Origin of the sequence: Candidatus Pseudomonas phytovorans, assembly GCA_029202525.1 — a bacterium.
Classification (GTDB): Bacteria; Pseudomonadota; Gammaproteobacteria; order Pseudomonadales; family Pseudomonadaceae; genus Aquipseudomonas; species Aquipseudomonas phytovorans.
This window is the reverse complement of sequence record CP119325.1, coordinates 1,224,722-1,247,225: the sequence shown is the minus strand read 5'-3', so window position 1 is coordinate 1,247,225 and position 22,504 is coordinate 1,224,722. Positions and strand designations below refer to the sequence as shown.

The 22,504-nt window shown below is 62.6% G+C and carries 22 protein-coding genes; 11 read left to right on the top strand and 11 right to left on the bottom strand.

From position 1 onward, the window contains the following. Nucleotides 1–29: 29 nt before the first annotated feature. Genes mrdA through P0Y58_05425 form a run of 5 tightly spaced genes read right to left on the bottom strand, consistent with a single transcriptional unit; the run spans nt 30 to nt 4,820 of the window. The gene (gene mrdA, locus P0Y58_05445; GenBank protein WEK31644.1) at nt 30–1,919 is read right to left on the bottom strand and encodes a penicillin-binding protein 2; all 1,890 of its coding nucleotides are present in this window, start codon (nt 1,917–1,919) and stop codon (nt 30–32) included. Between the two features lie 16 nt (nt 1,920–1,935). Further along, nucleotides 1,936–2,403: a 23S rRNA (pseudouridine(1915)-N(3))-methyltransferase RlmH gene (gene rlmH, locus P0Y58_05440; protein ID WEK31643.1), complete on the bottom strand. Its 468-nt coding sequence runs from the start codon at nt 2,401–2,403 to the stop codon at nt 1,936–1,938. Between the two features lie 9 nt (nt 2,404–2,412). Beyond that, complete coding sequence (gene rsfS, locus P0Y58_05435) at nt 2,413–2,844, bottom strand: ribosome silencing factor (GenBank protein ID WEK31642.1); 432 nt, start codon at nt 2,842–2,844, stop codon at nt 2,413–2,415. A gap of 43 nt (nt 2,845–2,887) precedes the next feature. Then, entirely contained in the window at nt 2,888–3,547 is a 660-nt protein-coding gene (gene nadD, locus P0Y58_05430) for a nicotinate-nucleotide adenylyltransferase (protein ID WEK31641.1), read from the bottom strand. Nucleotide 3,548: 1 nt separating this feature from the next. Then, on the bottom strand, nt 3,549–4,820 hold the full coding sequence (locus P0Y58_05425) for a glutamate-5-semialdehyde dehydrogenase (GenBank protein WEK31640.1): 1,272 nt from the start codon (nt 4,818–4,820) through the stop codon (nt 3,549–3,551). A gap of 519 nt (nt 4,821–5,339) precedes the next feature. On the opposite strand from P0Y58_05425, the gene P0Y58_05420 reads away from it, so the two are divergent. Together P0Y58_05420 and P0Y58_05415 are read left to right on the top strand one after the other, a co-directional pair. After that, nucleotides 5,340–6,008 (top strand): DNA-3-methyladenine glycosylase, encoded by a 669-nt coding sequence (locus P0Y58_05420; protein ID WEK31639.1) that lies wholly within the window; start codon nt 5,340–5,342, stop codon nt 6,006–6,008. Between the two features lie 2 nt (nt 6,009–6,010). Continuing rightward, a complete protein-coding gene (locus P0Y58_05415) occupies nt 6,011–7,327 on the top strand; it encodes a bifunctional DedA family/phosphatase PAP2 family protein (GenBank protein ID WEK31638.1) in 1,317 nt (438 codons plus the stop codon). 128 nt (nt 7,328–7,455) lie between these two features. On the opposite strand, the gene P0Y58_05410 is transcribed toward P0Y58_05415, so the two are convergent. From P0Y58_05410 to P0Y58_05400, 3 genes are read right to left on the bottom strand one after another with little or no spacing between them, the layout of a single operon-like run. After that, nucleotides 7,456–8,046, bottom strand: a complete 591-nt coding sequence (locus P0Y58_05410; GenBank protein ID WEK31637.1) for an LON peptidase substrate-binding domain-containing protein — start codon at nt 8,044–8,046, stop codon at nt 7,456–7,458. Nucleotides 8,047–8,055: 9 nt separating this feature from the next. Beyond that, nucleotides 8,056–8,772 carry an LrgB family protein gene (locus P0Y58_05405; protein WEK31636.1) on the bottom strand — a complete coding sequence of 239 codons (717 nt, stop codon included), beginning with the start codon at nt 8,770–8,772 and terminating at the stop codon, nt 8,056–8,058. After that, nucleotides 8,769–9,131 (bottom strand): CidA/LrgA family protein, encoded by a 363-nt coding sequence (locus P0Y58_05400; GenBank protein ID WEK31635.1) that lies wholly within the window; start codon nt 9,129–9,131, stop codon nt 8,769–8,771. Before P0Y58_05400 ends, P0Y58_05405 begins: the two co-directional genes overlap by 4 nt. A 143-nt stretch (nt 9,132–9,274) precedes the next feature. Here P0Y58_05400 and P0Y58_05395 point away from each other — a divergent pair, with 143 nt between their 5' ends. The 9 genes from P0Y58_05395 to P0Y58_05355 all read left to right on the top strand — a co-directional run bounded on the left by P0Y58_05395 (nt 9,275) and on the right by P0Y58_05355 (nt 20,383). Continuing rightward, a complete protein-coding gene (locus P0Y58_05395) occupies nt 9,275–9,730 on the top strand; it encodes a MaoC family dehydratase (protein WEK31634.1) in 456 nt (151 codons plus the stop codon). 116 nt (nt 9,731–9,846) lie between these two features. Beyond that, nucleotides 9,847–10,725 carry a 50S ribosomal protein L11 methyltransferase gene (prmA, locus tag P0Y58_05390; protein WEK31633.1) on the top strand — a complete coding sequence of 293 codons (879 nt, stop codon included), beginning with the start codon at nt 9,847–9,849 and terminating at the stop codon, nt 10,723–10,725. A gap of 42 nt (nt 10,726–10,767) precedes the next feature. Further along, on the top strand, nt 10,768–12,132 hold the full coding sequence (locus P0Y58_05385) for a DUF3426 domain-containing protein (GenBank protein WEK31632.1): 1,365 nt from the start codon (nt 10,768–10,770) through the stop codon (nt 12,130–12,132). A 196-nt stretch (nt 12,133–12,328) separates the two neighbouring features. Then, a complete protein-coding gene (gene dusB / locus P0Y58_05380; GenBank protein WEK31631.1) occupies nt 12,329–13,342 on the top strand; it encodes a tRNA dihydrouridine synthase DusB in 1,014 nt (337 codons plus the stop codon). After that, nucleotides 13,339–13,659 carry a DNA-binding transcriptional regulator Fis gene (gene fis, locus P0Y58_05375; GenBank protein ID WEK31630.1) on the top strand — a complete coding sequence of 107 codons (321 nt, stop codon included), beginning with the start codon at nt 13,339–13,341 and terminating at the stop codon, nt 13,657–13,659. The genes dusB and fis overlap by 4 nt, the downstream gene beginning before the upstream one ends. Before the next feature lie 80 nt (nt 13,660–13,739). Then, nucleotides 13,740–15,347 (top strand): bifunctional phosphoribosylaminoimidazolecarboxamide formyltransferase/IMP cyclohydrolase, encoded by a 1,608-nt coding sequence (gene purH / locus P0Y58_05370; GenBank protein WEK31629.1) that lies wholly within the window; start codon nt 13,740–13,742, stop codon nt 15,345–15,347. Nucleotides 15,348–15,529: 182 nt separating this feature from the next. Further along, nucleotides 15,530–16,822: a phosphoribosylamine--glycine ligase gene (gene purD, locus P0Y58_05365; protein ID WEK31628.1), complete on the top strand. Its 1,293-nt coding sequence runs from the start codon at nt 15,530–15,532 to the stop codon at nt 16,820–16,822. 153 nt (nt 16,823–16,975) lie between these two features. Further along, nucleotides 16,976–19,747, top strand: a complete 2,772-nt coding sequence (locus P0Y58_05360) for a response regulator (protein WEK31627.1) — start codon at nt 16,976–16,978, stop codon at nt 19,745–19,747. A gap of 39 nt (nt 19,748–19,786) precedes the next feature. After that, entirely contained in the window at nt 19,787–20,383 is a 597-nt protein-coding gene (locus tag P0Y58_05355) for a MarC family protein (protein ID WEK31626.1), read from the top strand. Here the strand turns inward: P0Y58_05355 and P0Y58_05350 are convergent. From P0Y58_05350 to P0Y58_05340, 3 genes are read right to left on the bottom strand one after another with little or no spacing between them, the layout of a single operon-like run. Then, nucleotides 20,380–21,027, bottom strand: coding sequence for a hypothetical protein (locus P0Y58_05350; protein WEK31625.1), 648 nt, complete (start codon nt 21,025–21,027; stop codon nt 20,380–20,382). The two genes, P0Y58_05355 and P0Y58_05350, sit on opposite strands and share 4 nt — an antisense overlap. Continuing rightward, entirely contained in the window at nt 20,996–21,688 is a 693-nt protein-coding gene (locus P0Y58_05345) for a hypothetical protein (GenBank protein WEK31624.1), read from the bottom strand. The genes P0Y58_05350 and P0Y58_05345 overlap by 32 nt, the downstream gene beginning before the upstream one ends. A gap of 59 nt (nt 21,689–21,747) precedes the next feature. Beyond that, the gene (locus tag P0Y58_05340; GenBank protein WEK31623.1) at nt 21,748–22,428 is read right to left on the bottom strand and encodes a hypothetical protein; all 681 of its coding nucleotides are present in this window, start codon (nt 22,426–22,428) and stop codon (nt 21,748–21,750) included. Nucleotides 22,429–22,504: the final 76 nt, after the last annotated feature.

The window sequence follows — 22,504 nt, the reverse complement described above, 5'->3', positions numbered from 1 at the left end:
ACTGGAGAGCATGCGATCGAAATTGTTCATCACAGGGCCGATTCCTGGGTAACGGTGGCCGGCGCGAACTCGGGCTTGAGCCGGCCGTTTTCGTCGAGCAGCCAGGCATCCATGATCTGGCGTACCACGGGCGCAGCGACACCCGAGCCGGACTCACCGTTCTCGACCATCACCGAAACCACGATCTTCGGGGCATCGGCCGGGGCAAAGGCCACGAACAAAGCGTGGTCGCGGTGGCGCTCCTGGAGCTTGTTGCGGTCGTACTTCTCACCCTGCTTGATCGCCACCACCTGGGCGGTGCCGCTCTTGCCGGCAATGCGGTACTGGGCACCGGCAGCGGCCTTGCGCGCCGTACCGCGGGCGCCGTGCATCACCTGTTCCATGCCATGGGTGACCTTGGCCCAGTCAGACTTGTCACGCAGCATGATGTTTTCCATGGGGTTGTCGTCCACTGGCGCCTGGCCTTCGATGGTCTTGGCCAGGTGCGGGCGGTTCCACACCCCCTTGTTGGCGATCAGCGCAGTGGCCTGGGCCAGTTGCAGCGGCGTAGCCTGCATGTAGCCCTGGCCAATGCCGAGAATCAGGGTTTCACCGGGGAACCAGGCCTGGCGGCGGGTGGCACGCTTCCATTCGCGCGACGGCATCAACCCGGCAGACTCCTCGAACATATCAAGGGAAACCCGCTGGCCAATGCCGAACTTGTTCATGTAGCTGGAAAGCCGATCGATACCCATCTTGTGTGCAAGGTCGTAGAAGTAGGTGTCGTTGGACCGCATGATCGCGGTGTCCAGATCGACCCAGCCATCGCCGGTGCGGTTCCAGTTACGGTATTTGTGGTCATAGTTGGGCAACTGGTAATAGCCCGGGTCGAACACCCGGCTGCTGGCATTGACCACACCACTGTCCAGGCCGGCAATTGCCACCGCCGGCTTGATGGTCGAACCGGGCGGGTACAGGCCACGCAGCACGCGGTTGAACAGCGGCCGGTCGATCGAGTCGCGCAGTTCGGCATAGGCCTTGAAGCTGATGCCGGTTACAAACAGGTTGGGGTCGAAGCTTGGCTGGCTGACCATCGCCAGCACCTCACCCGTACGCGGGTCGAGTGCCACCACCGCGCCGCGCCGGCCACCCAGGGCGGCCTCGGCGGCCTCCTGAAGCTTGATGTCCAGGCTCAGCACAATGTCCTTGCCCGGTTTCGGGTCGGTGCGCTTGAGCACCCGCAGCACACGGCCTCGGGCGTTGGTCTCGACTTCCTCGTAACCCACCTGCCCGTGCAGGTCGTCTTCGTAGAAGCGTTCGATGCCGGTCTTGCCGATGTGGTGGGTGCCGCTGTAGTTCACCGGATCGAGGGTTTTAAGCTCTTTCTCGTTGATGCGCCCCACATAACCCACCGAGTGGGCGAAATGCGCACCCTGCGGGTAATGGCGCACCAGTTGGGCTACCACTTCCACGCCCGGCAGGCGGAACTGGTTCACCGCCACCCGGGCGATCTGCTCTTCGTTGAGCTCGAACAGGATCGGCACCGGCTCGAACGGCCGACGACCCTGTCGCATGCGTTTCTCGAACAAGGCACGATCATCGGCAGTCAGCTCTAGCACTTCGACGATGCTGTCCAGCACTTCCTGCCAGTTACCCGCACGTTCGCGGGTCATCGACAGGCTGAAGCTGGGTCGGTTGTCGGCAACGATCAACCCGTTGCGGTCGAAGATCAGCCCGCGGGTCGGCGGGATCGGCTGCACGTGCACCCGGTTGTTCTCCGACAGCGTGGAGTGATAGTCGTACTGGATGATCTGCAGGTAATACAGCCGCGCGATCAGCACGCAAACAAGCAGCATGATCGCAACCGCGCCGACCACGACGCGGTTACGCACCAAGCGGGCGTCTTTCTCGTGGTCCTTGAGACGGATCGGCTGCGACATCGGACTGCTTACAGGCTCATTTGTGGTAAGGGTGCCCGGACAACACGGTCCAGGCGCGGTAGATCTGCTCGCCGATGAGTATCCTTACCAACGGGTGCGGGAGGGTCAGCGGCGACAGCGACCAGCGTTGCTCGGCGCGCGCGCAAACCTCAGGTGCCAGGCCTTCCGGGCCGCCCACCATCAAATTCACCGTGCGCGCATCCAGGCGCCAGCGGTCCAGCTCGGTCGCCAGCTGCTCGGTACTCCAGGGCTTGCCATGGACCTCGAGGGTGACAATGCGTTCCCCAGGCTGAACCTTGCTCAGCATGGCTTCGCCCTCCTGACGGATCAGGCGGGCGACGTCAGCATTCTTGCCACGGGTGTTCAGCGGGATTTCCACCAGCTCCAGCGACAGCTCGGCAGGCAGGCGCTTGGCATACTCATGCCAACCTTCCTCGACCCACTTCGGCATGCGCGAGCCGACCGCGATCAGGCGCAGACGCACGACGCTTCCTTATTCCCGGTCTTTGATCTTGGAGTCGAAGTAGTCGCTGGCGTTTTCCGGGCTGTGGTGCTTGGCATCGGCAGCACGGCTCTGCTCTGCACCTGCCCACAGACGCTCCAGGTCGTAGAACTGGCGGGCAGCGGCGGTCATCATGTGCACGATGACGTCGTTCAGGTCCAGCAGCACCCAGTCGCTGTCGCCCTTGCCTTCTTCGCCGAGTGGCTGCGCGCCTTGTTTTTTGACCGCTTCACGGACCTTTTCCAGCATCGCGTTGATCTGGCGGTTGGAGGTACCGGTGGCAATGATCATGTAGTCGGTCAGGCTGTGCTTTTCGCGCACGTCGATGACCTGGATGTCCTGGGCTTTAACGTCTTCCAGGGCGCTAATGGTCAGTTTGACCAGTTCTTCGCCACTGATGCCATTGGTTTTCTGCTTGCTCATATAAAACTCGTTCAACTCGTTGGATGAGGCGCCAAAGGCACCGTCAGTTAGGTGCACGATACAGTTCGTGCGCCTCTATGTAGGCCAGTACGGCGTCCGGCACCAGGAACCTCACCGATTTGCCGCTGGCCAGCAGCTGTCGGATCTGTGTAGCCGACACCGCAAGCGGCGTCTGCCAGACGAACGAAATATTTCCCGCCGGGCCGGACATGGCGGCGGGATCGCTCTCCGAGCGCGCAGCCAGCAGGTTGCGCAGCTCGTCAGGGGGTTCAACGTCGGCATCCGGGCGTTGCAGCACCAGGATGTGACAGTGTTGCAGCAACTCTTCCCAACGGTGCCAGCTGGGCAGGCCACAGAAGGCGTCCCAGCCCAGCACCAGGAACAGCTGGTCGTTGCCGGCCAGTTCGGCGCGGATCGATTCCAGCGTATCGATGGTGTACGACGGCTTGTCACGCGCTAGCTCGCGGGCATCGACGCTCAGGCAAGCGACGCCCTGCACCGCTTCGCGGACCATGGCCAGGCGATCCTGCGCGGCCACTTGTGGGGTGTCGCGGTGCGGCGGCCGGGCGTTGGGCAACAGGCGCAACTCGTCCAGCCCCATGAACTCGGCCACTTCCAGCGCGCTGCGCAAGTGGCCGATGTGCACGGGGTCGAAAGTGCCGCCTAGAATGCCGATACGCCGGACTGCCTGGGCCTCGCTCAACTCAGCACGACCCCTGGCCGCGCAACTGGCCGTCGCCGATCACCACGTATTTCTCGCAGGTCAGGCCTTCCAGGCCAACCGGGCCACGGGCATGCAGCTTGTCGGTGGAAATACCGATTTCCGCACCCAGGCCGTACTCGAAGCCGTCGGCGAAGCAGGTCGGGGTGTTGAGCATGACCGATGCCGAATCGACCTCGGCCATGAACTGACGGGCTTCACCCTGGTGTTCGCTGATGATCGAATCGGTGTGGTGCGAGCCATAGTGGTTGATGTGCTCGATGGCCTGTTCCAGGCCCTGCACAACGCGGATCGACAGGATCGCGTCCAGGTACTCGGTGTGCCAGTCATCTTCAGTGGCCGGCTTGGCATCGATGATCGCCCGGGTGCGCTCGCAGCCACGCAGCTCCACGCCCTTTTCCCGGAAGCGGCGGGCCATTTCCGGCAGGAAGCGCTCGGCCACCTGCTGGTCGACCAGCAGTGTTTCCATGGCGCCACAGATGCCGTAGCGGTAAGTCTTGGCGTTGAAGGCCACGTTCCAGGCTTTGTCCAGGTCAGCATGCTGGCTGACATAGACGTGGCAGATGCCGTCCAGGTGCTTGATCACCGGCACACGGGCATCGCGGCTGATACGCTCGATCAGGCCACGGCCGCCACGCGGCACGATGACATCGACGAATTCCGGCATGCTGATCAACGCACCCACGGCCTCACGGTCGGTGGTCTCGACCACCTGCACCACGGCGGCCGGCAGGCCAGCAGCGGCCAGGCCACGCTGAATGCAGGTGGCGATGGCACGGTTGGAATGGATAGCTTCGGAGCCGCCCCGCAGAATGGTCGCGTTACCCGACTTCAGGCACAGGCTGGCAGCATCGATGGTCACGTTCGGGCGCGACTCGTAGATGATCCCGATCACCCCCAGCGGCGTGCGCATCTTACCGACCTGGATGCCCGACGGGCGGTAGCTCATGTCGCGGATGGCACCGACCGGGTCCGGCAAGCTGGCCACCTGGCGCAGGCCGGTGATCATGCCGTCGATACGCGCAGGGGTCAGCGCCAGACGGTCAAGCAGCGCCGGTTCGAGGCCGTTGGCGCGGCCAGCAGCCAAGTCCAGCTCGTTGGCGGCAGTCAGCTCGGCACGGGCGCCGTCCAGCGCCTCGGCGGCGGCTTGCAGGGCGCGGTTCTTCTGCGCGGTGCTGGCACGGCCGATCACCCGGGAAGCCTCACGGGCGGCGCGACCCAGGCGGGTCATGTAGTCAAGAACGGACTCAGTCATGGGTTCGGTGTCTTGGCGAAGGGGAAATCGGCTGATTATAACTGCCGCGCAGGTGTACGCCCAGCGGCGGGTGGCGGATGGTAGAAAATGGCTGCCTGCCTTTAGGTTTTTGGCGCCTGTGAAATCGAGCGCCGCCCGCGCGGCGCTTCGCGGGGCAAGCCCGCTCCCACATTTGTTGCAACGTACCAAGCCTGTCAGGCCATGGTTGCCAGCTTGGTGGGGCTGGTCGCATTTTTGAGTTGGCGCCAATGCCGCCCCACATGTCTCAAGCCTTACACCAAGGCTGGCAACGCCTGTCCCACAGACAGGGCCACGTTGCAACAAATGTGGGAGCGGGCTTGTCCCGCGAAGCGCCGCGCGGGCGGCGCTCGATCTCACCGACGCCGAATATCTCAAGGCGAACACCCCGGCAGCCCCACCAATGAAACATACAGATACCATTCAATCGTAACCCCAGTTCAGCCTCGATTAAGCCATTCATTGCTATCATCCCCCGCCTCCCAGCCGCGAACTGCCCGCATGCCTGCCCTGCCCGACAGCTTTTTCGACCGCGATGCCCAGACCCTGGCCAAGGCCTTGCTGGGCAAGGTAATCCGCCATCGCCAAGGCGACCTGTGGCTGGCCGCGCGCATCATCGAAACCGAGGCCTATTACCTCACCGACAGAGGCAGCCACGCCTCGCTCGGCTACACCGAAAAGCGCAAGGCGCTGTTTCTCGATGGCGGGCATATCTACATGTACTACGCACGCGGCGGCGACTCGCTGAACTTCAGCGCCCATGGCCCAGGCAATGCGGTGCTGATCAAGTCTGCCTATCCTTGGCAGGATGCCCGCTCTGGCCCGAACAGTCTGGCGCAGATGCAACTGAACAACCCCGACGCCAGCGGCAAGCTGCGCCCGGATGAACGCCTGTGCGCCGGCCAGACCCTGCTGTGCCGAGCCCTGGGCCTGAAAGTACCGGACTGGGACGCCCAACGCTTCGACGCCGAGCGCCTGTACGTGGAAGATTGCGGCAACACCGTACCCCGGGTAATACAGGCCGCGCGACTGGGCATCCCGCACGGTCGCGACGAGCATCTGCCCTACCGCTTCGTCGACGCCGAGTACGCCCGGTTCTGCACACGGAACCCGTTACGTCGCGGCCAAGTCGAAGGCCGTGACTTCTTCATTCTCGAACAAGGAAGCTGAACATGGGCCAATGGCTCGATGGCCTGACCGGCTGGCTCAGCGCCAACCCGCAGTGGCTTGGCGTGGCAATTTTCCTGATAGCCTGCATTGAGTGCCTGGCCATTGCCGGCATCATCGTGCCGGGCACCGTGCTGCTGTTCGCCGTCGCGGTACTGGCCGGCAGCGGTGCCTTCACCTTGGGCGAAACATTGCTGCTGGGCTTTCTTGGCGGCCTGCTCGGCGACGCGGTGTCGTACACGCTGGGCAAGTACTTTCACCAGAATATCCGCCGCCTGCCACTGCTGCGCCACCACCCGGAATGGATTGGAAGCGCCGAAAGCTACTTCAAGCGATATGGCATCGCCAGCCTGCTGGTGGGGCGCTTCATCGGCCCGCTGCGGCCTATGTTGCCCATGGTCGCCGGCATGTTCGACATGCCCCTGCCACGCTTCATCGCCGTCAGCCTGGTGGCCGGCGCGGGCTGGTCGGTAGCCTACCTGCTACCGGGCTGGGCCACCGGCGCGGCCATGCGCCTGCCGCTACCGGAAGGCTTCTGGCTGGATGCTGGCATCATCGCCGGCACATTGGCAGTCATCATCGGGCTCAGCCTGAACAGCAGCATTCGCGATCAGCGCCACAGCACCCGGTTGGTCGCGGGTTTGAGCTTTCTGGCATTGGCCGGGATTTTCCTGGGCTGGCCCTACCTGCACGAGTTCGACCAGGGCGTGATGACGCTGGTACAGGAACACCGCAGCCAAGCCATTGATGGCACCGTGGTGCTGGTCACTCGCCTGGGCGACTTCAAAACCCAATTCTTCCTCGGTGGCTTGTTGACGGGTTTGCTGCTACTTGCCCGGCAGTGGCGCCATGCCCTGTTCGCCGGCGGCGCACTGATAGGTACAGCGGTGGCAAATGGCAGCCTGAAATGGCTGTTCGCCCGCGCCAGGCCTGAAGTACTGACAGACCCGCTGACCAGCTACAGCATGCCCAGCGGGCACAGTTCGGCGTCGTTCGCCTTCTTTCTGGTATTGGCAGTGCTGGCGGGGCGTGGCCAGCCGCCGCGCATGCGCCTGACCTGGGTCATGCTGGGCTGTATTCCGGCGCTGGCGATTGCGCTGTCGCGGGTGTACCTGGGGGCGCACTGGCCGACCGACATCCTCGCCGGGGCCATGTTGGCCTGTTGTGTGTGTGCGCTTAGCCTGACACTGGTGCAGCATCGCCAGACCCTGCCGGCGTTGCCGCAGCGGGTCTGGTGGCTGGTGTTGCCGGCGTGTGTGGCGCTGCTGGCGTTCTTTGCCATGCACGCGCTGCCGCATGCTTTGCTGCGCTATCAGTATTGATGTCGCCTGTCATGGCCTCTTCGCGGGCACGCCCGCTCCCACAGGTGCTGCACAGGTTTTGAATCCTGCGAGTTACCTTTGGGAGCGGGCGTGCCCGCGAAGAGGCCATGACAGGTGACAAAGAACCATCAGGCGAACAGCTCGCCCTGAATCCGCTCCAGCAGCCTCTGGATCTCGCCCAGCCGCTGCTGCGGCGAGTCGAGGGTCAGCAGGTCCAGCTTGTCTTCTTCCATGAACGGCAGCAGATACGCCAGCTGGTTGGCCAGCGCCTGGCGCCCGTCCACCGGGCGCGGCATGTCCAGCGCCTCGACCATTGGGTGTTCGCCCAAGGCCACCAGCAACGCCAACAAGTCATCATCTGCTTCAAGCAACGGGCTGTCCGCCTGCTCCGGCAACCATTGCACCTGCCCCACCAGCAACTGGTCCTTCTGCACCTCGGTACTGCCCAGATTGAAGCGCCGCACACCTTCTACGCGAATGCCCAGCAAGCCATTATCCTGCTGCACAAAGTCGCGAATCACCGCTTCACAGCCGATCGAGGCGACCATCGGTGGCGCCTTGCCAACCTGCTCGCCCTCCAGGATGCAGACCACCCCAAAGCCTTCACCCTGCTTCATGCAGCGCCCGATCATGTCCAGGTAGCGCGCCTCGAAAATCTGCAGATCGAGAAAGCAGCCAGGAAACAGCACGGTATTGAGCGGAAACAGCGGTAGTGTCATCACAACTCCTCAAGCCACCAGGCTGACCGCCAGCGGCAGGAACACCGCCGTGGCTACCCCCATCAAGCTCATCGCCAGTGCGGCAAAAGCGCCGCATTCATCACTTTCCTGCAAGGCGACCGAAGTACCCACCGCATGCGCGGTGACGCCCAGCGACATGCCGCGCGCCTCAGGGCTGTGCACGCCGAAACGGCTCAGCAGCGCCGGGCCGAAGATCGCGCCGATCACCCCGGTGATCAGTACGAATACTGCCGCCAGGGCCGCCACACCGCCAATCTGCTCGGCCACCAGCATGGCGATTGGCGAGGTCACCGACTTGGGTGCCATGGTCATCAGGATCATGTGTTCTGCACCGAACCACCAGCCTAGCAACAGGCAGCAGAGCGTAGCGAACAGCCCCCCGATAACCAGCGTAGTAAATGTGGGCCAGAACAGCTGCCGGATACGCCGCAGGTTGAGATACAGCGGCACGGCCAGCGCCACGGTGGCGGGGCCCAGCAGGATATTCATGATTTCGGTGCTCTTGCGGTACTCGCTGTATTCGATGCCGCACAGCAGCAACACGCCGATTACCAGCAACATCGACACCAATACCGGCTGCAGGAAGATCCAGCGGGTTTTCTCGTAGGCCGCCAGCACCACCTGGTAGGCACCCAGCGTGATACCGATACCGAACAAAGGGTGGTGCACGACTGCATTCAGCGCGCCTTGCCAGTCGGGCATCATGGCTGTTCCTCGCGCTTGCCCTGGCGGTGGATGAGCTTTTGCATCAGCACACCGACAAACACCAGTGTCACCAGGCAGGAAATCAGCAAGGCGCCAGCAATCGCCCAGAAGTCGGCGGCGATATCCTTGGCATACACCATTACCCCCACTGCCGGCGGCACCAGCAACAGCGGCAGGTAGCGCAGCAGGCTGCTGGCCGCTTCGTTCAGCGGCTTCCCCACCTCACCGCGGGCCATGAGGAAGGCCAACAGCAGCACCAGGCCGATGATCGGCCCCGGTAGAAACGGCACCAACAGATGATTGATCGCCGTTCCCAGCAGCTGGAACAGGACCAGCCAGGTCAAACCACGCAACAGCATAAGCATCTCCCTCGGGCATGGCAGCCATTATAAGCACGCACAGCTATATACCGATATTCGTCGAAAAACGGACAACTTGACTGAAACGGTTCGCCGTGCTGATCTTGCACTTTCGTACCAACTGACAACCTGGAGAGTCCGCGATGCCCTATGTACCGGTTACAGAGCTTTCGCAATACGTTGGTAAGGAACTGGGCCGCTCCGCCTGGCTAAAAATCGACCAGCAGCGTATCAACCTGTTCGCCGAGGCGACAGGCGATTTCCAATTCATCCATGTCGACCCTGAAAAGGCGGCAAAAACCCCGTTTGGCGGCACGATTGCCCACGGTTTCCTGACATTGTCACTGATCCCCAAGCTGATCGAGGACATCCTGATCCTGCCGCAAGGGCTGAAGATGGTGGTGAACTACGGGCTGGACAGCGTGCGGTTCATCCAGCCGGTCAAGGTCGACAGCCAGGTGCGATTGAAGGTCGACCTGGCCGAAGTGGTGGAGAAGAAGCCGGGGCAATGGTTGCTCAAGGCGATTGCCACGCTGGAAATTGAAGGAGAAGAGAAGCCTGCTTATATAGCTGAGTCGCTCTCACTCTGTTTTGTCTGATGTAGCTTTGGGGCTGCCATGCAGCCCCCGATCCACAAATCCCCTGCACTCGCGTAAACTGCCAGCCTTCGCGCAGCCTAGGGCTGCCCTCTGTCGATTTACCAAAGGTGCCCGCCATGCCCTGGCTGCAAGTTCGCCTGGCCATCAGCCCGGAACAAGCCGAAACCTACGAAGATGCCCTGCTTGAAGTAGGTGCCGTCTCGGTCACGTTCATGGACGCCGAAGATCAACCGATCTTCGAGCCAGACCTCAACACCACCCCGCTGTGGTCGCACACCCACTTGCTGGCGCTGTTCGAGGCCGATGCCGTGCCCGAGCAGGTGTTTGCCCACCTGCGCCTGCTGACCGGCGCCGAGCTGCCACAGCACCAGGCCGAGGTGATCGAGGACCAGGACTGGGAGCGCAGCTGGATGGACAACTTCCAGCCCATGCGTTTCGGCCGCCGCCTGTGGATCGTGCCAAGCTGGCACGAAGCCCCGGAAAAGGACGCCGTCAACCTGCTGCTGGATCCGGGCCTTGCCTTCGGCACCGGCACTCACCCCACCACTGCCCTGTGCCTGGAATGGCTCGACGGCCAGCAACTCGAAGGCACCGAGGTGCTGGACTTCGGCTGCGGCTCGGGCATTCTGGCCATCGCCTCGCTGCTGCTGGGCGCCCGTGAAGCGGTCGGTACCGACATTGACGTGCAGGCCATCGAGGCTTCGCGTGACAATGCCCAGCGCAACGGCATCGCCGATGAAAAGCTGGCGCTGTACCTGCCCGAGCACATGCCGGCCATGCAGGCCGACGTGCTGGTCGCCAATATCCTCGCCGGCCCGCTGGTGTCGCTGGCACCGCAATTGTCCGGCCTGGTTCGCCCAGGCGGCCTGCTGGCGTTGTCCGGCATCCTCGCCGAACAAGGTGAGGAGGTGGCCGCAGCCTACGCCGCCGACTTCGAGCTGGACCCGATCGTCGTCCGCGATGGTTGGGTGCGCATCAGTGGTCGCCGCCGCTAAGCGGGCCTAGAATATCTCTCTGCACAGCTCCCGGATTGCCGCATGACCGACAGTTTCGTCACCCAGTGCCCGCATTGCCAGACCAGCTTTCGCGTCACCCACCACCAGTTGAGCCTGGCCCGCGGTGTGGTGCGCTGCGGCCATTGCCTGCAGGTGTTCAATGCCGCCAGGCAACTGCTGGAGCAGAACCGTGCCAGCGCACCTGAGGTGCCAGTGCCTGTGCCTGTGCCTGTGCCAGCGGCACCTGCCGAGCCAGTGGTCGAGCCGCCGATCACGCCCGAGCCTGTCAGCCGCGAGCGCAGTATCACGCCTGACGAAGACTGGGCCCTGACTGCCCAGGCGCTGGACGCACTGGACCTCGACCAGGAACTGGCACGCCTGGAGCAGCGCGGCCAGCCGGCACCGGCACGCCCCGCCGACCAGGATGGCGGGTTGCAGGCGCGGCGTGACGAGTTGCACCCGGACGAGCATGCGGACGACTTGTTCGGCAACGCCACCGACGAGCCCTTCGAGCCACAAACGCCAGCAGAGCCCGCCCCGGTACTGCTGGAACCGCAGCCCCTGGAGCTGGACCTGGAGCCTGGGCCCGGCGAGCGCACTGAGCCAACCTTGGGCAGCAACCTTGACCTGGACATCGATGACGAGCCGCCCGTACACCGTGCAGCCGAAATCGATGACCAACCCGCATTCAGCGAACCGCTGCGCGCCAGCGATGACGAAATCCCGGAACAAGGCCTGAGCGCCCGCGACGATGAGCCGCTGGCGCTGCACCTGTCGGCGCGCGACGACGACCCCCTCGAGCCGCTGCCGGGTGAACGCCTGGAGCCAGGCCTTGCCAGCAAGCCCGAGCGCACAGCGCGCAAGGAACCGCTGGTCGATGTCGTCGACGACCCGCTGCAACTGGGCTGGGAAAAACCTGCGCCAAACTGGGGCAAGCGCCTGCTGTGGGGCTTTCTCACCCTGCTGGCCGCCGGCCTGCTGGCGTTCCAGTATGTGTGGTTCCACTTCGACGAGATGGCCCGCCAGGACCAGTACCGGCCGATCTTCCAGCAAATTTGCCCGATGGTCGGGTGCCAGGTGCCGACCCGCGTCGATATCGCACGAATCAAGAGCAGCAATCTGGTGGTGCGCAGCCACCCGGACTTCAAAGGCGCACTGATCGTCGATGCGATCATCTACAACCGTGCACCGTTCGCCCAACCGTTCCCGCTGCTGGAGCTGCGTTTTGCCGACCTAAATGGTCAACTGATCGCGAGCCGGCGTTTCAAGCCCAGCGAGTACCTGTCTGGCGAGTTGGCCGGGCGTGGCGACATGCCAAGCCAGACACCGATCCATATCGCCCTGGACATCCTCGACCCGGGGCCGAAGGCCGTGAACTACAGCCTCAGCTTCCGTTCGCCGGAATAGTCAGTAACCCTGTGGGAGCGGGCACGCCCGCTCCCACAGGGTCTGCGCGATGCCCGGATCTTTGCTCATACCAAATGTCATAAGCCGACAACTGTTCAGATTTTATCCAAATCCATCTTTATCCGGTCACCGAGAGCGGGTATCATGCCCACCCTTTTTCGAACTCCAAGATTCGGCCCCACAACAGGGATCACCTATGTCGGCGGTACGCATCGGCCCATACACACTACGTAACAATCTGATCCTCGCGCCGATGGCCGGGGTCACGGACCAGCCTTTCCGAACACTTTGCAAGCGCCTGGGCGCTGGCATGGTGGTGTCGGAAATGGTCTCCAGCGACATGAGCCTGTGGAACAGCCGCAAGTCGAGCCTGCGCCGCATCCATGAAGGTGATCCCGAGCCACGCTCGGTGCAGATCGCCGGTGGTGATGCGCAGATGATGGCTGCGGCAGCACGGGCCAACGTCGAAGCGGGCGCCCAGATCATCGACATCAACATGGGCTGCCCGGCAAAAAAAGTCTGCAACAAAGCTGCAGGCTCTGCTTTATTGAGAGATGAAGCCTTGGTCCACGAGATCCTTCACGCCGTAGTCGGCGCTGTAGACGTACCGGTTACCCTGAAGATCCGCACCGGTTGGGACCGGGCAAACAAGAACGGCCTGAACGTGGCGAAAATCGCCGAACAGGCCGGCATCCAGGCGCTGGCGGTGCATGGCCGCACACGCGCTGACCTGTACACCGGCGAAGCCGAATACGACACCATCGCTGCCATCAAGCAGGCGGTGTCGATCCCGGTTTTTGCCAATGGCGATATCACTTCGCCAGAAAAGGCCCGGGCGGTGCTGGATGCCACCGGGGTCGACGGCCTGCTGATCGGCCGGGCCGCCCAGGGGCGGCCATGGATCTTTCGCGAGATCGAGCATTACCTGCGTACCGGTGAACACTTGCCGGCACCGCAGCTGGACGAAGTGGAACGCATCCTGCTGGAGCACCTGGCCGCGTTGCATGCCTTTTATGGCGATGTGATGGGCGTTCGTATCGCCCGCAAGCACGTTGGCTGGTACCTGGCAACACGACCCGGCGGCAAGGAGTTTCGCTCCCGGTTCAACGCTTTGGAAGACACACAAGCGCAGTGCGCCAACGTTCGCGCGTTTTTCAGTGAACGTCGACAGAGCCTTGAGACAGAGGACGGACAAGGGGTGGCCGCATGACGATGATGACCGAGAATTTTGTGAGTGGAACAACGCCCGTGAGCGACAACGCCAACCTGAAACAGCACCTCAACACGCCGAGCGAAGAGGGCCAGACCCTTCGCGACAGCGTCGAGAAGGCGCTGCACAACTACTTCGCCCACCTGGAAGGCGCGACCGTGACGGACGTGTACAACCTGGTGCTCTCCGAAGTGGAGGCGCCCCTGCTCGAAAGCGTGATGAACTACGTGAAGGGCAACCAGACCAAGGCCAGCGAGATGCTCGGGCTGAACCGAGGCACCCTGCGCAAGAAGCTCAAGCAGTACGACTTGCTGTAAGCCAGAATCCCGATCAGAAAAGGCGGCCTCTGCGAAGAGACGCCTTTTTTGCTGACTCCACCGCGTTATTGGAACCCGAAATGACCGACCAGACTACCCGCCTGCCAGTCCGCCGCGCCCTGATCAGCGTCTCCGACAAGACCGGTATCCTCGAATTCGCCCGTGAGCTGCAGCAGCTCGGTGTCGAGATCCTGTCCACCGGCGGCACCTACAAGCTGCTCAAGGACAACGGCGTGAACGCGGTGGAAGTGGCCGACTACACCGGCTTTGCCGAAATGATGGATGGCCGGGTCAAGACCCTGCACCCGAAAATCCACGGCGGCATCCTCGGCCGTCGCGGCACCGACGACGCCATCATGAACGAGCACGGTATCAAGCCGATCGACCTGGTTGCGGTCAACCTGTACCCGTTCGAAGCCACCATTTCCAAGCCTGGCTGTGACCTGCCGACCGCCATCGAGAACATCGACATCGGCGGCCCGACCATGGTCCGTTCGGCTGCCAAGAATCACAAAGACGTCGCCATCGTGGTCAACGCCAGCGACTACGCCGGCATCGTCGAAGGCCTCAAGGCCGGTGGCCTGACCTACGCCCAGCGCTTCGACCTGATGCTCAAGGCGTTCGAGCACACTGCCGCCTACGACGGCATGATCGCCAATTACATGGGCACCATCGACCAGGCCAAAGAAACCCTGTCGACCGAAGCGCGCAGCGAGTTCCCGCGCACCTTCAACAGCCAGTTCGTCAAGGCCCAGGAAATGCGCTACGGCGAGAACCCGCACCAGAGCGCGGCGTTCTACGTAGAAGCCAAAAAAGGCGAAGCCAGCATTTCCACCGCCATCCAGCTGCAAGGCAAGGAACTGTCGTTCAACAACGTGGCCGACACCGACGCCGCGCTGGAGTGCGTGAAGAGCTTCGTCAAGCCGGCCTGCGTCATCGTCAAGCACGCCAACCCGTGCGGCGTGGCCGTTGTGCCTGAAGACGAAGGCGGCATCCGCAAAGCCTACGACCTGGCCTACGCCACCGACACCGAATCGGCATTCGGCGGCATCATTGCCTTTAACCGCGAACTGGATGGCGAAACCGCCCAGGCCATCGTCGAGCGCCAGTTTGTCGAAGTGATCATCGCCCCGAAAATTTCCCAGGCTGCCCGCGACGTGGTGGCTGCAAAGCAGAACGTACGCCTGCTGGAGTGTGGCGAGTGGCCAGCCGAGCGCCCTGCCGGTTGGGACTTCAAGCGCGTCAACGGTGGCCTGCTGGTGCAGAGCCGCGATATCGGCATGATCACCGCCGATGACTTGAAGATCGTCACCAAACGTGCCCCGACCGAGCAAGAAATCCACGACCTGGTGTTTGCCTGGAAAGTGGCCAAGTTCGTCAAGTCCAACGCCATTGTCTACGCCAAACAGCGCCAGACCATCGGCGTCGGCGCTGGCCAGATGAGCCGCGTCAACTCCGCACGCATTGCTGCAATCAAGGCCGAGCATGCTGGCCTGCAGGTGCAGGGCGCAGTCATGGCATCGGATGCATTCTTCCCGTTCCGTGATGGCATCGACAATGCGGCTAAAGTGGGTATCAGCGCCGTGATCCAGCCGGGTGGTTCGATGCGTGATGCTGAAGTCATTGCTGCCGCCGACGAAGCTGGCATTGCCATGGTATTCACCGGCATGCGCCACTTCCGCCACTGATTTACGGCAATCGGCCGCACTGAAGCAGGCATCTGCTGCGTTGGGGCCGGTTCCGCTGATGCTCATTGCCAAAAGGCAACTCCGCTCATCGGAACCGGCCCCGCCTTGCATCTACCTGCTTCATTGCGACCTCGTACAGCGTGAGGCCTTGCCTCCCGTCCGAAAGAATTCGAGGTTTTGACATGAAAGTTTTGATCATCGGCAGCGGCGGCCGTGAGCACGCCCTGGCCTGGAAAGTTGCCCAGGATCCACGCGTCGAGAAAGTCTTCGTTGCCCCAGGCAACGCCGGCACTGCCACTGAAGCCAAGTGCGAGAACGTCGCCATCGACGTATGCGCCCTGGAGCAATTGGCCGACTTCGCCGAGAAGAACGTCGACCTGACCATCGTCGGCCCCGAAGCCCCGCTGGTCATCGGTGTGGTCGACCTGTTCCGCAGCCGTGGCCTGGACTGCTTTGGCCCAACCAAGGGCGCGGCCCAGCTGGAAGGCTCCAAGGCCTTCACCAAGGACTTCCTGGCGCGTCACAAGATCCCGACCGCCGACTACCAGAACTTCACCGAAATCGAACCGGCCCTGGCCTACCTCCAAGAAAAGGGCGCGCCGATTGTGATCAAGGCCGACGGCCTGGCTGCGGGCAAAGGCGTGATCGTCGCCATGACCCTGCAGGAAGCCGAAGACGCCGTGCGTGACATGCTGGCCGGTAACGCCTTCGGTGAAGCCGGTTCGCGGGTGGTGATCGAAGAGTTCCTCGACGGCGAGGAAGCCAGCTTCATCGTCATGGTCGACGGCCACAACGTGCTGCCTATGGCCACCAGCCAGGACCACAAGCGCGTCGGCGACCAGGACACCGGCCCTAACACCGGCGGCATGGGTGCCTACTCCCCTGCCCCGGTGGTCACCGCCGAAGTGCACCAGCGCGTGATGGACCAGGTGATCTGGCCGACCGTGCGCGGCATGGCCGAGGAAGGCAACGTCTACACAGGCTTCCTCTATGCTGGCCTGATGATCGACAAGGCGGGCAACCCCAAAGTCATCGAGTTCAACTGCCGCTTCGGCGACCCGGAAACCCAGCCAGTCATGCTGCGCCTGGAGTCGAGCCTGGTGCTGCTGATCGAAGCCGCCTTCGCCAAGGCCCTGGACAAGGTCGAAGCCCAATGGGACCCGCGACCGAGCCTGGGCGTGGTGCTGGCAGCTGGCGGTTACCCGGGCGACTACGCCAAGGGCGACCTGATCAGCGGCCTGGACGCAGCAGCCAGGATCGAAGGCAAGGTGTTCCATGCTGGCACTTCGCTCAAGGACGGCCAAGTGGCCACCAACGGCGGGCGTGTGCTGTGCGCTACCGCAATGGGCAGCACGGTTGCCGATGCGCAGCAGCAGGCTTACCGCCTGGCCAAGGAAGTGAGCTGGAACGGCAGTTTCTACCGCACTGACATCGGCTACCGGGCCATCGCCCGCGAGCGCGGTGAGCACCAGTAACAAGCACTACCGGAACGCCGTGCCGCCCAGGGCTGTCAAACGCCCGGCGCACGGCATCCGGCTCGTCGACAAGGCCCGGCACGGGCCTTGCCTTCGACTTGGCGCGCCGCGCATAGTGAGTACCCGGCACATCGGCTAAGAAGGGATTTCGTAGTGCGTCGGCTTCGGATTGCCTCAGCTCTGATCGTCAGCTTGCTGACCCTGCTCTGCATGTTCCCGGCTGCGGCCGAAACTGACGGAGGCTGGACCGTTCTGCTCGACGAACAGGCCAATCTGCAACTGAGTGATGTGCGCTCCGAGCGTTACCGCAACCAGTTCAGCCCGCTTGTGCTGGCCGACCTGGATGCCGCCCTACCGGAACAGGCGTTGTGGCTGCACTATCGCCTTGAACCGGGCGACCAGGAGCAACTGCTTCGGGTATTCGCCCCCGACCTGTCTGGCCTTGACCTCTACGCCCTCGAAGGCGACCAACTTCTGCGTCAGCTGCACCACGGGCGCCAGGCCGGCAATGCCAGCCCGACCCTGCGCGGCAGCGACCATGTACTGCCCCTACCCAACAGCAAGCAACCGCTGGACATCTACCTGCGCCTGGTCTCCGAGCACCAGTTGCGCCCGGCCATCAGCCTGGAGCCTGCGGCTGTAGCCGCCTCGGATCAACGCCAGCCACTGCTGTTCGGCATGCTGTTCGGCGGCCTGGTCATGTTGATCCTGCACAACCTGATCCGCTTCCTCTACAGCCGCTCCACCACCACCCTGATCCTTGCGCTGTACCATGGCCTGATGCTGCTCAGCGGCCTGATCCTGCTGAACCTCAGCGGCCCTTGGTGGCACGTGTGGCACAACGCGCAAACCCCGGCCGCCTACCTGACACTGGTACTGACCGGACTGGCAGGGCTGTATTTCACCCAACACTTTTTCAACCCGTGCACATCACCGCGGCTTAACCGCCTGTTGCAGGGCGAAATGCTGGTGGTCGGGGTCAGCGGGCTGGTGCTGTTGTTCGTCGACACCCTGCCCCTCAACCTGATGACTTACGCCCTGATGGCCTTGGGCAGCGTGAGCATGCTGCTGGTCAGCAGCTACCACTGGTATCGGGGCTACGCACCCGGCCGCCTGTTCAGCCTGGCCATGGTGGTGTTCAACCTGGGCGGCTTGGTGCTGCTGCCGGCGCTGCTGGGCCTGACCCGCACCTCGACGCCTTGGCTACTGTGCATCCTGCTGGGGCTGGCTGTGGCCAGCGGCCTGCTGCTGAACCTGGCGGTCAGCGAGCGCCTGCGCCGCATGAGCGAGGAGCGCTTCAGTGCCAGCCGCGCCTTGGCCGCCAGCGATGCCGAAATAAACGCCAAGGCCGAGTTCCTGGCCAAGATCAGCCACGAAATCCGCACACCCATGAACGGGGTGCTGGGCATGACCGAACTGCTGCTGGGCACACCGCTTTCAGTCAAGCAACGCGACTACGTGCAAACCATCCACAGCGCCGGCAACGAGCTGCTGACGCTGATCAACGAGATTCTCGACATTTCCAAGCTGGAATCCCGACAAATCGAACTGGATGACGTGCAGTTCGACCTCAATGCGCTGATCGAGGATTGCCTGAACATCTTCCGCGCCAAGGCCGAGCAGCAGAACATCGAGCTGATCAGCTTCACCCAGCCGCAAGTACCGCGGGTCATCAGCGGCGATCCGACACGCCTGCGTCAGGCATTGTCGAGCTTGTTGGAAAACGCCCTGAAAAACACCGACCAGGGCGAAATCCTGCTGGTCGTGGCGCTGGACCAACGGGGTGAGATGCCACGCCTGCGCATCGCCGTGCAGGACAGCGGCGAGCCGTTGCCCGCCGCAGACCGCGAAGCCTTGTTGCAAGCCGAGCTGCACAGCCACCATTTCCTGTCCAGCAACAAACTGGGCGGCCACCTTGGGCTGGTCATCGCCAAACAACTGATCGGCCTGATGCAGGGTGAGTTCGGCATCAAAAGCAGCACCGGCATGGGCAACACCCTGTGGCTGACCCTGCCGCTGGACCCTTCACGCCTGGAACAGCCCCCCGCCGACCTCGACAGCCCACTACGCGATGCCCGCGTGCTGGTGGTCGACGACAATGACACCTGCCGCAAGGTACTGGTACAGCAGTGCAGCGCCTGGGGCATGAACGTCAGCGCGGTGCCCTCGGGCAAGGAGGCCCTGGCCCTGTTGCGCACCAAAGCGCACCTGCGCGACTACTTCGACGCCGTGCTGCTGGACCAGAACATGCCCGGCATGACCGGCATGCAACTGGCTGCCAAGATCAAGGAAGACCCGAGCCTGAACCACGACATCCTGGTGGTGATGCTCACCGGCATCAGCAATGCACCCAGCAAGGTCATCGCCCGCAACGCCGGGGTCAAACGGATACTGGCCAAGCCGGTAGCCGGCTACACGCTGAAGACCACCCTGGCCGAAGAATTGGCCCAGCGCGGCCGCGATCAGACGGTGCCGCCCAGCCTGCCCGGTATCCCGCAGGCGCTGGACCTGCCTGGCGACTTCCGCGTGCTGGTTGCCGAGGACAACAGTATTTCGACCAAGGTCATACGCGGCATGCTCGGCAAGCTCAACCTTGAGCCCGACACCGCCTGCAATGGCGAGGAGGCCCTGGAGGCGATGAAAAACCAGCGCTATGACCTGGTGCTGATGGACTGCGAGATGCCGATTCTGGACGGTTTCTCGGCCACCCAGCAGCTGCGCGCCTGGGAAACCGCCAACCAGCGCCAGCGCACCCCGGTGGTGGCGCTGACCGCGCACATTCTTACCGAACACAAGGAACGCGCCCGGCTGGCGGGCATGGACGGGCACATGGCCAAGCCGGTCGAGCTGTCGCAGTTGCGTGAGCTGATCCAGTACTGGGCCAACCAGCGCGAAGCCAAGGCAGACACGGCGCATACTTCCTAGCGACACCGACTCCCCCATATTTGCCAAGGACCAGCGCCCATGCTCCATGAGTTATTCAGTGTCTACCTGAAAATGCTCGTGCTCTACAGCCCGTTCTTTGTGCTGTCGTGCTTCATCAGCCTGACCCGTGGCCATTCCAGCAAAGAGCGCAAACAACTGGCCTGGAAGGTCGCCTTCGCAGCCCTGGTCGCCAGCGTGCTGCTGTACCTGTTCGGGCGGGCGATCTTCGGCATTTTCGGCATCACCGCCGACGCCTTCCGCATCGGTGCCGGCAGCGTGCTGTTCATTTCGGCTTTGGGGATGGCCCAGGGCAAGCCGGCGGTACAGGCCGACAATGTGCAGCAGGATGTGACCATTGTACCGCTGACCATTCCGCTGACGGTTGGCCCCGGTACCATCGGTGCCCTGTTGGTGATGGGCGTGAGCCAGCCGCACTGGGACGACAAACTGCTGGCCATCGTCAGTATCGCCCTGGCCAGCTTCACGGTCGGCCTGGTGCTTTACCTGTCACACGGTATCGAGCGCATCCTCGGTGACCAGGGCCTGCAGATCGTCAGCCGGCTGATGGGGCTGTTCGTCTGCGCCCTGGCCGCGCAAATCATCTTCACCGGCATCAAAGGCTACCTGGTGCCTTAAAGGCCGTAATCCAGAATACGCCGTAACGACACCTGCACCACGCGCTCCTGCACCCTGGGCAAGTAACTGTTTTCAAACGCCAGCAGATTGAAGCGTACCAGCTCTGCCCGCACGATCTGATGGCTGCGCTTGTGGCTGATGAAGCCTGCGCTGAAAGCCGAACGAATATCCACTTCGTGGTAGAGCACCATATCAACCCGGTTGGCACCTGCTGGCGCGCAAGGTAGCAACTGGAAATGCTGACGCTCATAGGCACGGCGCTCAAGTTCTCCCAGTACCGATGGGCTGGATAACAGTTTTTGCATGGAGAGGCTGGTTGCTGCAGCAAACTGCTCACCGGCAGTGGCGGCAATGGTTTCCAGTACCTGATCGGTCTGTTTGCTGCGGCGCTCGTCAGGCCAGTGGATCTGTTCGGCCGAAACCGAGTCCCACCCCATGAACTTGAGCTGATTGCGATAGTAGGTGAACCAGTCTTGTATCAACCCTTCCTGATACGCCGTCTCGGTGGCCCGCTCAGCCATCGCCAGGGCCAGTTTCACCTTATCTGACTGCTGTGGAGAAATCCCCGACAGGAACGAAACGATCCCGGCGCCAATCACAGCGCATGCGGCCTCACTCATGGTGTGCTCCTGCTGGCGCAGCATAAGGGTCGAACCGGTAGTCGCCTTGCCCGTCCTTGGCATTCATCAGCGCCTGAAGTTCTTCTCGCTGGCGTTGGAAGCGCCCGTTATCCAGTGCCAGGGAAATCCCATTGAACTCGGCCTCACCCTGAAGCACCTGCTTACCTAACAATCCGTCCAGCGAAACGCCCGAAAGCGGCTTGCCGGTCTGCATCGTGATGCAGCACAGGTCCAGCACCGGCCCGGGCTTGAGTATGCCGAACTCGATCACCAGCTTCGAACCTTGCGCCTGATCAAGTGCGCCAAATTTCAGCAAGTGTGGAAGACCTGCCTCTGATCGCCCCAAGCCCGCCTTTATCGCCGCCAGCACCGTCTCATGGCGAATCGAGCGCATTTTCAGCCATGCCTCAAGGGGTTGTATCTGCGCACTGCGCACAGGCTGCCCCAGCTGTTTCAGGTCATGCGTGCTGGCCAGTCTGATCCAGCCTAATTGCCGGTAAGCGTCGCGATAGGCGCTGTACCAGTGTTCGTAATCAGCAAACCGTGACCCTGCGTTCTTGTTGGCCACCAACTGTGCGTAGAGTATCGAGTCGAATGCCGCCTGGCGTTGCTCAACAACTGCACCAGTGGAGTACAACAGGGCCGTTCCGCCAATCAACATCAGTTGTTCAACCGCTCTGTCCATTGTGTTGCCTCATCACAAAGAAGCGACCAAGGCGGCGTTGCGATAACGCCGCCCTGCGGTCAGATGTCGTATTGCAGAACGTTTTCGACACTGCGCACGCCAAGCTTGTTTTCCACGGTTTCGCGGACCTTGTCGTAAACAAAGTTGTTGAGCGTGAGGACGGCCGTGCCGGCATAGTAGTGGGTCTTGTCCAGCTTCCACTGGATGCCGAGGATGTCGTCATCGCGTTGTGGGGCGGATGCCTGGATGCAACTCACCACCATGACCACATCGTTGTTTTCGGTTTCGATGCAAGCGGCCATACCGACCATGCCACGGGCCTTGTTCTTGCGTTTGTGATCCAGCACCTTGGCGTCGTTTTCGATGGTGCTCAGCTTGTCGAACGCTGTCTTGGCCAAGTCTCCCAGCACCGTGCCACCCAACATGGCATTGCCGACAGCGCCTATCGCGCGGACTGCTACAGCGCCTACGGTGACGGACAGCTCTGCCGAAGTTTCCAACTCGAAGCTGCGCCGTGGAATGGTAAAGCCAAGGTCGCGCATGACATCGACGAATTTGTCGTACCACTCCCGGCTCTGCTTTTCAGCGTCGAAGGCCTTGTCGGCAACCAATGTGGCGAAGTGGAAGGCATTTTTCACATCATGACGGCTTTGTGCAGACATGCCCGCGCCGCAGGCCAGCAGGTTGCCTTCGACCAGCATGGCAGCATCCTGGGTGGTGACTTGTGTTTCAGTGGACATCTGGAAACTCCTCGATGGTTGCCCCCCGGAACAGGGGCAGCCACCTTATCCAGCGCGCTGGCGACGCAACGCGCTG